General features: G+C 69.7%; 9 protein-coding genes and 1 pseudogene. 7 read left to right on the forward strand and 3 right to left on the reverse strand.

What is annotated here, in order from left to right; genetic code table 11:
* Positions 1 to 122: 122 nt before the first annotated feature.
* Positions 123 to 428: pseudogene (locus CQZ88_RS06300) on the reverse strand (transposase); the annotation flags it as partial.
* Between the two features lie 343 nt (positions 429 to 771).
* Between CQZ88_RS06300 and CQZ88_RS06305 the strand changes: the two are divergent.
* Positions 772 to 2,610 (forward strand): long-chain fatty acid--CoA ligase, encoded by a 1,839-nt coding sequence (locus CQZ88_RS06305; protein ID WP_102799419.1) that lies wholly within the window; start codon positions 772 to 774, stop codon positions 2,608 to 2,610.
* Positions 2,611 to 2,629: 19 nt separating this feature from the next.
* Positions 2,630 to 3,007, forward strand: a complete 378-nt coding sequence (locus CQZ88_RS06310; RefSeq protein ID WP_006931544.1) for a DUF5313 family protein — start codon at positions 2,630 to 2,632, stop codon at positions 3,005 to 3,007.
* Positions 3,008 to 3,128: 121 nt separating this feature from the next.
* Here CQZ88_RS06310 and CQZ88_RS06315 read toward each other — a convergent pair whose 3' ends face one another.
* Positions 3,129 to 3,881, reverse strand: coding sequence for a FadR/GntR family transcriptional regulator (locus CQZ88_RS06315; protein ID WP_006931543.1), 753 nt, complete (start codon positions 3,879 to 3,881; stop codon positions 3,129 to 3,131).
* 146 nt (positions 3,882 to 4,027) lie between these two features.
* On the opposite strand from CQZ88_RS06315, the gene rraA reads away from it, so the two are divergent.
* The 3 genes from rraA (at position 4,028) to CQZ88_RS06330 (ending at position 5,467) form a co-directional block, all read left to right on the forward strand.
* Entirely contained in the window at positions 4,028 to 4,525 is a 498-nt protein-coding gene (gene rraA, locus CQZ88_RS06320; protein WP_102799420.1) for a ribonuclease E activity regulator RraA, read from the forward strand.
* A gap of 199 nt (positions 4,526 to 4,724) precedes the next feature.
* Positions 4,725 to 5,129, forward strand: a complete 405-nt coding sequence (locus tag CQZ88_RS06325) for a hypothetical protein (RefSeq protein WP_050034305.1) — start codon at positions 4,725 to 4,727, stop codon at positions 5,127 to 5,129.
* Between the two features lie 131 nt (positions 5,130 to 5,260).
* Positions 5,261 to 5,467: a hypothetical protein gene (locus tag CQZ88_RS06330; protein ID WP_006931527.1), complete on the forward strand. Its 207-nt coding sequence runs from the start codon at positions 5,261 to 5,263 to the stop codon at positions 5,465 to 5,467.
* Positions 5,468 to 5,541: 74 nt separating this feature from the next.
* Here the strand turns inward: CQZ88_RS06330 and CQZ88_RS06335 are convergent, their stop codons facing one another.
* Positions 5,542 to 5,766, reverse strand: coding sequence for an RNA-binding S4 domain-containing protein (locus CQZ88_RS06335; protein WP_006931525.1), 225 nt, complete (start codon positions 5,764 to 5,766; stop codon positions 5,542 to 5,544).
* A 95-nt stretch (positions 5,767 to 5,861) separates the two neighbouring features.
* Between CQZ88_RS06335 and CQZ88_RS06340 the strand changes: the two genes are divergently transcribed.
* Together CQZ88_RS06340 and CQZ88_RS06345 are read left to right on the forward strand one after the other, a co-directional pair.
* Positions 5,862 to 7,226, forward strand: a complete 1,365-nt coding sequence (locus CQZ88_RS06340) for a deoxyribodipyrimidine photo-lyase (RefSeq protein ID WP_102799421.1) — start codon at positions 5,862 to 5,864, stop codon at positions 7,224 to 7,226.
* A 240-nt stretch (positions 7,227 to 7,466) separates the two neighbouring features.
* Positions 7,467 to 8,831, forward strand: a complete 1,365-nt coding sequence (locus tag CQZ88_RS06345; protein ID WP_043802854.1) for a TIGR01777 family oxidoreductase — start codon at positions 7,467 to 7,469, stop codon at positions 8,829 to 8,831.
* The last annotated feature ends 72 nt before the right edge of the window (positions 8,832 to 8,903 follow it).

Genomic DNA, 8,903 nt, shown 5'->3' on the forward strand with positions numbered 1-8,903 from the left:
TTCCGTCTCGTCGTTCACAGGTGGGCACGGTACCGGACGGCCCCGACACCGTCCCGGCGACCGAAAACACGCTCAGCTGGGGGTTCGCGGGGATAGCTGCGTAAATGGCATTTTTCAGCACCATCCGGTTGGTCGTAGACCGAATGCAGCAGTGTCTTCATCGTCCCCGCAAGCGGGCGATATCCCCAGGCCACGACGACCTCGGCGTGACAGCCGCGAAGTTCGTCGCGCAGAGGTACGGCACCTCTGCCACAAGTCGCCGGGCAGGGTCGCTCCGATCGCCGACGTCAGCCTGCGAGGGCATCGGAGGTCACCCCCTTCACCCCGGTCAGCCCGCGGTCGACCAGGGATCGGGAAGGTCGGCAGCCAGCCCCGTCCTCGGCGGAAGTGGCATCCAAACCCAGGATCTCGCGGTAGCCGTTGACGTTGCCTGGACGTTCTGGCTCGTCCCCGCAACGACAAGCCCGCCGAGACCGTCACCGACCCTGCCGAGGAGGTGAGACTGGCCTTGACTGCATGACCCATCGAGGAGTCACGCGACGACGTCGCACAGCCAGCACCGGCTCGCCGGGGTGCCCGGCCGATGGCAGCTGTACGCGCTCAGCAACGCGATCACGGACGCGCCCCCGATCGCGCACCGCAGGTACTGCGGGCGGCCGCGGCTCGCAGTACGCCCGGCAGCACCGGCAGGCGCGGTGAGGGTGGACCGGACGCCGGAACGAACAGGCGAAACCCTCCCCACGGTTCGTGCGGCCTTCCTAGACTCGGGGTATGACAGCGCTGCGAATCTCCGACGAACCCGTCGACCACTCGAAGATCGAGAAGCGGGCACCGTCGGTGGCTCAGCTCTTCCTCGATCGTGTCGCGGCCAGCCCCGGCACGGAGGCGTTCCGGTTCCCGAAGGACGACGGCTGGGAGAGCGTGACGTGGCAGCAGGTCGGTGACCGTGTCCGCCTGCTCACGGCCGGGCTGATCGCGCTCGGCGTCGAGCCCGAGGACCGTATCGCGCTGGCGTCGTCGACCCGGTACGAGTGGGTGATCGTCGACCTCGCGGTGATGTGCGCGGGCGCCGCGACCACGACGGTCTACCCCACCACCAAGGCTCCCGACGTGGGGTTCATCGTGTCCAACTCGGGCAGCCGCGTGGTCGTCGCCGAGGACAGGACGCAGGTCGACAAGCTCGTCGAGCAGCGCGCACAGCTGCCGCACGTGCAGCAGGTGGTGGTGATCGACGGCCCCGGGGACGGGGACTGGGTGATCACCCTGGCCGACCTCGAGGAGCGGGGCAGGCAGCTGATCGCGGAGTCGCCGAACGTCGTCGAGGATCGGGTCCGGGAGATCCGGCCGGAGCACCTCGCCACTCTCATCTACACGTCGGGCACCACCGGCAAGCCCAAGGGCGTTCGGCTGCCGCACTCGGCGTGGACGTACACCGCCGCCGCCGTCGATGCCCTCGGCATTCTCGGCCCGGACGATCTGCAGTACCTGTGGTTGCCCCTGTCGCACGTGTTCGGCAAGGTGCTGCTGAGCCTGCCCCTGCAGGTGGGCATGCCCACCGCCATCGACGGCCGGGTCGAGAAGATCGTCGAGAACCTCGCCGTCGTGCGGCCGACCTTCATGGGCGCGGCCCCACGCGTCTTCGAGAAGGCTCACGCGCGCATCGAGGCGATGATGGCGGAGGAGGGCGGCATCAAGAAGAAGATCTTCGACTGGGCCGTCGGGGTCGGAACGCGGGTCTCGAAGGCCAAGCAGGAGGGCCGCAACCCGTCGCTGCTGGACCGGTTGCAGTACAAGGTCGCCGACAAGCTCGTCTTCTCCAAGATCCGGGAGCGGTTCGGCGGCCGGCTGAGGTTCTTCGTCTCCGGGTCCGCGCCGCTGGACCGCGACGTCGCACAGTGGTTCGATGCCGTCGGCATCATCGTCCTCGAGGGGTACGGGCTGTCGGAGACCTCCGCCGCGACGTTCCTCAACCGGCCGCTCGCCTACCGCTTCGGCACGGTCGGCTGGCCCTTCCCGGAGACCGAGGTCAAGATCGCCGAGGACGGGGAGATCCTCATCAAGGGTCCCGGTGTGATGAGCGGTTACCACGATCGTCCCGACGCGGACGCCGAGGCGTTCGAGGACGACGGCTGGTTCCACACCGGCGACATCGGCGAGGTGGACTCCGACGGGTTCCTGCGGATCACCGACCGCAAGAAGGACATGTTCAAGACCTCGCAGGGCAAGTACGTCGCGCCGTCCGCCATCGCCGCGACCTTCAAGGGCCTGTGCCCGTACGCGAGCGAGATCATCGTCCACGGCGAGGGCCGGCCGTACTGCGTGGCGCTGGTGGGCCTCGATCCGGAGGCGATCCACGAGTGGGCCCAGAAGAACGGCATGGGCGACAGGTCGTTCGCGGAGATCGCCCGGGACGAGAAGACCCGTGAGCTGATCGCGGGGTACATCGACCAGCTCAACGAGCAGCTCAACCGGTGGGAGGAGGTCAAGAAGTTCACCATCATCGACCGCGAGCTGTCGGTCGAGGCCGGGGACCTCACGCCGAGCATGAAACTGCGCCGCAAGATCGTCATCGACAACTTCTCCGACCGGCTCACCGGGCTGTACGGATAGGCGGCCTATCCTCGGATACATGACGAGTAGTGCGCGACCGAGTTTTACCCAGTACGTCGGATACCTGTTCGGCCGCACGCTCCCCGACTCGCTCCAGGACTGGGTCCGCAACGACCTCGTCGGGCCCGGCGCGACGATGCGTTACCTCGTGCGGTTCACCCTGCCGATCGTGCCGTTCCTGGCGCTGTTCCTGCTCATCCCCGGGCCGGTGTGGATTCCGCTGGCGATGATGGCGCTGCTCTTCATCCCGCTGGTGTACTTCGCGATCGCCCTGATGCAGATCTGGCGGCGGCACCGCCTGGAGCAGCACGGCCTCGACCCCAACCTGCTCGGCGAGAAGGCGCGGGTGCGGGCCGACCGCGAACGCAACGAGTACGAGCGGCGATTCGGGCGCTGAGCCGAGCGGGAGTTTCCTGCGCCGAGGGGGCTGCTACGTAGCGCCCCACTCGCATGTCGGCGCGGCAACCTCCCCCTCGACGCGGTGCCCTGGGAGCGCGGTGCCCTGGGAGCACGGGGTCCTAGGACAGCACCTCGACGAGCGTGGTCGCCGAGTCACCCGTCATGTACCGCTCGACGCTGTCGAGGTGCCTGCGCCAGAACGCTTGCGCCGCCTCGGCATCGTCTCCTCGCAGCAACGTGACGAGCTTGCGGTTGGCACGCAACGCCGCGGACGCCCCGGGACGTTCCGCCGAATCGGCGCGCGTGGACAGATACAGCGCATTGTGTGCGTCCATGATGTCGAGCAGCATCCCCGCGAGCGCCGCCATCGTCTGGTTCCCGGCGAGTTCCATCACCGCCCGGTGCACCTCGGTGTCGTACTTGGCGAAGGCGGCGGGGTCGTCGAGGAGTTCCTCGCCCCGCTCGACCAGTTCGGCGAGCGTGTCGATGCGCCCGGCCGGGGCGGCGGCGAGCAGGCCGACGGCGTCCACCTCGAGTTCGGTGCGGGCGCGGTAGACGTCGGCCAGCGGGACACCCCGGTACTGCAGCAGCAGCCCGGTGTAGCGGGCGGCGGTCGAGCCGTCCGGCGCCTGCACGCGGGCACCGCCGTGGGCGCCGCGCAGGACGGTGATGATGCCTTCCGACTCGAGAATGCGGAACGCCTCCCGCAACGTGGGCCGGGAAACGCCGAAGCGTTCCATCAGTGCGGCCTCGTTCGGCAACGGCTCGCCGGCGTGCAGTTCCCCGGTGATGATCTGGCGGCGCAGGCTCGCGGCGATCAGTTCACCTGCCTTGGGCACGCGAACGACCGTCGAGCTTCCGTCGAGTGGCATTTCACCGTCCTGTGTGCGTCATCCATCCCAGCCCCGATGGCACTTAGGATACAAGAATCTACCGGTTTGAAATCTAAAGAGGCAGATGATCTGTCTCTATCTGTCCCACGCCGAGTGGACGCCGTCACCCCACTACTCTCGGCGGTATGAGCGAACCCTCCACCAACGACGTTCCGGCCACCGCCGACCTCGCCGACGAGATCGGCCCCGACATCCGCAGTTGCGACACGCAGTTCGTCCAGTTCGGCGGCCGCGAGGTCTTCGCCGGCCGGATCACCACCATCCGCTGCTTCCAGGACAACCTGCTCGTCAAGCAGACCCTGGGCGAGCCCGGCAACGGCGGCGTCCTCGTCGTCGACGGCGATGCCAGCGTGCACACCGCCCTCGTCGGCGACATCATCGCCGGCCGCGGCGTCGACAACGGCTGGGCCGGTGTCGTCGTCAACGGCGCCGTCCGCGACTCGGCCATCCTGCGCACCCTCGCGATCGGCATCAAGGCGCTCGGCACCAACCCGCGCAAGAGCACCCAGACCGGGTCCGGCGAGAAGAACGTGCCGGTGGAGTTCGGCGGCGTCACGTTCAACCCGGGCGAGATGCTCTACAGCGACCACGACGGGATCGTCGTCCGCGCCGAGGACCGATAGGGAACCGGCACGCTCGTGGCGCTGCGAACGGCGCGGACCTCCCTGCGTGCCGCAAGGCGGAACCGGTCCGGCCGCACGAACACGCCTCCTGACGTCGCGGGCCGCCGTCCTCTCAGCCGATGGTGGCGAGGTTCGGCGGCAGTGCCCACACTGGAGGGATCACGGCCGCACGTGCGGCCCGCGACGTCAGGAGGCCCTCATGGGCGACAACAACCCGTTCGGATTCGACCCGGAAGACCTCGACCGCGTCTTCCGCGACGCCGGGGAAGGGTTGCGAGACCTGGCCGCCAAGATCGGCCGGTTCGTCGAGCAACCGGACGCCGGGATTCCGTGGTCGAGCATCTTCCCCGACCTCGGCGGCGCGCCGCGCACCCGCCCGGCACCGCCCACCGCCGGCGAGACCGGCGACGGCGTGTGGGTGATCTACACGCTCGACGGCGACGGAACCGCCCGCGTCGAGCAGGTTTTCCCCACCGAACTCGAGGCGCTGCGCGCCCACAAGAACAACACCGACCCGCTCCGGTCGGTGCGCTTCCTGCCCTACGGCGTCACCGCCGGCATCCTGGACCGGCGCGAGGACAAGGACCCGGACGAAACCGACTGACAGCACCTCCGAGACAGCCTTCGCCTCCCGCACCCGGGCATCACCTGCGGGCCGAGCCGGTGTGGGGAGGTCGACCGAAAACGAGTGCGCCCCGGCCCGTATGCGCGCAAACTGGTAACCAGGAGGTCATCATGCGAGCGCTGAAGGGCCTGCTCAATGCGGTGCTGGGGATCCTCACGGCCGTGCTCGGGGCGGTGGTGGGGATCCTTGCGGCGGTGGTATGGCTCGTCGGTGGGCTACTGTGCGTAACGATCATCCTGATTCCGCTGGGTATTCCCGTCATGAGGCTCGCCCGCCGTCTGTTCGCCCTCGGCAAACAGGTGCGGCGTCTCCCCTGAACGTCGCAGGGGATCGAGGATTTCGGAGACTGCAGCTGTGGTCGCACCGGCGCTGCAGGCCGTCACCTCGAGGCTCACGCCCCGGCCGTCACGCGTGCGGCGGCGGCCCCGATCTCCACGATGTCCCCGACGTGCAGCTGCCGCCCGCGCCGCACCTCCACCTCCCCGTTGACGCTGACGAGTCCCTCGGCGATCACTTCCTTCGCCTCGGCGCCGGATTCGATCAGGCTCGCCAGCTTGAGGAATTGACCGAGCCGGATGGACTCGTCGCGGATGGGCACTTCGAACACGTCGGACATGAGGCCAGTCTCTCACCCGCAGTGCTTTCGACCCGCCCGACCTCGACCCGCCCGCACGGCCCACGCCGGGCCCCGTTCTCACGCACACTTGACGAGTGAGCCGACCCGGTATCGTCTGGTTCCGCCGTGATCTGCGGCTGCGGGACCTGCCCACCCTGTTGTCCGTCGCCGACACCTCCGACCGGGCACTCGCGCTGTTCGTGCTCGACGAGTCGCTGCTGCGCCCGTCCGGATCCCCGCGCCGCACCTTCCTCATGCGGTGCCTGCGCGCCCTCGACGAGGACCTGGGCGGACGGCTGCTCGTCACCCACGGCGACCCCGTCACCGTCGTCCCGGCACTCGCCCGGGAACTCGACGCCGACGCGGTGCACATCAGTTCCGACCACGGCCCCTACGGCACCCGCCGCGACGAGGCCGTCGAGCGGGCGCTCGGCGATGTCCCGCTGGTGCGCACCGGCTCGCCCTACGCCGTCGCGCCCGGCCGCGTCCGTAAGCCCGACGACACCCCCTACAAGGTGTTCACCCCCTTCCAGCGGGCGTGGCACGAACACGGCTGGCGAGCCCCGGCCGCCACCGACGCCGGCACCGTCGACTGGATCGACCCCGGCAATCTCGACGCGCGGGTGCCGATCCCCGGCGACGACGACCTCGACGGGGTCACGCTGCCAGCCGCCGGGGAAGCCGCCGCGCTGCACCGCTGGCACGAGTTCCGCGACGACGACCTGCCGCACTACGACACCGAGCGGGACCGACCGGACCTCGACCGCACCAGCCGGCTCTCCCCCTACCTGAAGTTCGGGTGCATCCACCCGCGCACCCTGCTGCACGACGTGCGATCCGACCACGGCGGCGCGGCGAACCGGCTGCGCAGCGAACTGGCCTGGCGCGACTTCTATGCGGACGTGCTGTACCACCGGCCCGACACGGCCCGCCGCAACTACAACCGCCGCTTCGACCACATCACCTACGACAGCGGCCCCGACGCCGAACGTGCCTTCGCCGCATGGAAGGAGGGCCGTACCGGCTTCCCCATCGTGGACGCGGGCATGCGGCAGCTGCTCGCCGAGGGCTGGATGCACAACCGGCTCCGCATGATCGTCGCGTCCTTCCTCGCCAAGGATCTGCACCTGCCCTGGTGGTGGGGCGCCCGGCATTTCATGAACCGGCTCGTCGACGGCGACCTGGCCTCGAACCAGCACGGGTGGCAGTGGACCGCCGGCAGCGGCACCGACGCCGCGCCCTACTTCCGGGTGTTCAACCCGATCACGCAGGGGGAGAAGTTCGATCCGACGGGTAATTACGTGCGCCGTTGGGTACCCGAGCTGCGGGGCGTGAACGGCAAACGCGTGCACCGGCTCCCGGACGGTCCGCCGGACGGGTACCCGGCGCCGATCGTCGACCACGCCCACGAACGGCAGGTGGCACTCGACCGGTACGGGCGGATCGGCGGAAAAGGCTGACCCATCCGGGCCGCGCACCGCTCCGAATGCCGATGGGACGGACCACCCCGTCCCGGACGGACAACCGAGAGGAACACGACAATGCGAGAACTCGTCGAAACGGCGTTCATGGCGATCCACACTCCTCTGGTGAACGCATACACCATTCTCATCAACATGATTCCCAGCTGATTCCACGGCGGCGCCGGGAGCTCTCCCGGCGCCGCTCCCGTACACCCGGACCAGGCCGAGGAAGGCACGATGGGCATCACGTACTCGAGCGTCGTCGACGCGCCACGCCGCGACGTCTTCGATTGGCACAGCCGACCGGGTGCGGTCAGGCGCCTGCTCCCCCCGTGGCAGCCGCTGCGGGTGATCACCGAATCCGACTCCCTCGAGTCGGGCCGGGCCGTCCTCGGCCTGCCGGGCGGATTGCGCTGGATCGCCGATCACCAGCCCGACGCCTACGACCCGCCCGCACGGTTCGTCGACAGCGTCGGCCGCGACGGGCTCACGTCGCTGCCCGCGGGGATCGCCGTGTCGTGGCGGCACGAGCACACCTTCGAGGCCCTCGGCGACCGTCGCACCCGCGTCACCGACCGGGTCGACACGCCCGTCCCGGAGCAGCTGCTGAAGCAGACCTTCCTCTACCGGCACCGTCAGCTCGCCGACGACCTCGCCGCCCACCAATGGTCACACGAGCAGGGGGTGCGGCCCGCCACGGTCGCCGTCACCGGGACGTCGGGCCTGGTCGGCACCGCACTGACCGCATACCTGAGCACCGGCGGCTATCACGTCGTCAGCCTCGTACGCGGCGAACCGCGCGGCGACGACGAACGTCGCTGGGATCCGAACGACCCCGCACCCGACCTGCTCGAGGGGATCGACGCCGTCGTCCACCTCGCCGGCGCCTCGATCTCCGGGCGCTTCAGCGACGCTCACAAGACCGCGATCCGGGACAGCAGGATCGAACCCACCCGGCTGCTGGCCGATCTCGCGGCACGCACTCCGAACGGACCCGCGACGTTCGTGTCCGCGTCGGCGATCGGGTTCTACGGCTACGACCGCGGCGACGAGCCGCTCACCGAGGATGCGCAGCGCGGCACCGGGTTCCTCGCCGACGTCGTCGCCGACTGGGAGGCCGCCACCGCGCCCGCCACCGCGGGCGGGCTGCGCGTGGTACTGGTGCGGACCGGGATCGTGCAGACACCGCGCGGCGGGCCGCTGCAGTTGCAACGCCCCCTGTTCGAGGCCGGGCTCGGCGGCCGGCTCGGCACCGGCCGGCAGTGGCTGTCGTGGATCGACCTCGACGACCTGCTCGACGTCTACCACCGGGCCCTCGCCGACCCCCGCATCGCGGGCCCCATCAATGCCGTTGCACCGGAGCCGGTTCGCAACGACGAATACACCCGCACCCTGGCGCGGGTGCTGCACCGGCCGGCGCTGCTGCCGGTGCCCGGGTTCGGACCGCGGCTGCTGCTCGGCGAGGAAGGCGCGCGTGAGGTCGCCACGGCCGATCAGTGCGTCGTCCCGCGGTGCCTGGTCGACCACGGGCACCGCTTCCGCCGGCCGAAGCTCGAGGCCTGCCTGCGGCACCAACTCGGCCACATCGTGGAGAACGGATGAGTGGAGAACGGATGAGCTCCCCTCCGCTGCGCATCCTCGTCACCGGGGCGACCGGCTACATCGGGGGCCGGC

This window comes from Rhodococcus sp. ENV425, from assembly GCF_002887785.1.
Taxonomy (GTDB): domain Bacteria; phylum Actinomycetota; class Actinomycetes; order Mycobacteriales; family Mycobacteriaceae; genus Rhodococcus; species Rhodococcus aetherivorans.

Coding starts and splice junctions, on each gene's coding strand:
- CQZ88_RS06305 (WP_102799419.1), top strand. CDS start 772: ATGACAGCGCTGCGAATCTCCGACGAACCCGTCGACCACTCGAAGATC.
- CQZ88_RS06310 (WP_006931544.1), top strand. CDS start 2,630: ATGACGAGTAGTGCGCGACCGAGTTTTACCCAGTACGTCGGATACCTG.
- CQZ88_RS06315 (WP_006931543.1), bottom strand. CDS start 3,881: ATGCCACTCGACGGAAGCTCGACGGTCGTTCGCGTGCCCAAGGCAGGT.
- rraA (WP_102799420.1), top strand. CDS start 4,028: ATGAGCGAACCCTCCACCAACGACGTTCCGGCCACCGCCGACCTCGCC.
- CQZ88_RS06325 (WP_050034305.1), top strand. CDS start 4,725: ATGGGCGACAACAACCCGTTCGGATTCGACCCGGAAGACCTCGACCGC.
- CQZ88_RS06330 (WP_006931527.1), top strand. CDS start 5,261: ATGCGAGCGCTGAAGGGCCTGCTCAATGCGGTGCTGGGGATCCTCACG.
- CQZ88_RS06335 (WP_006931525.1), bottom strand. CDS start 5,766: ATGTCCGACGTGTTCGAAGTGCCCATCCGCGACGAGTCCATCCGGCTC.
- CQZ88_RS06345 (WP_043802854.1), top strand. CDS start 7,467: ATGGGCATCACGTACTCGAGCGTCGTCGACGCGCCACGCCGCGACGTC.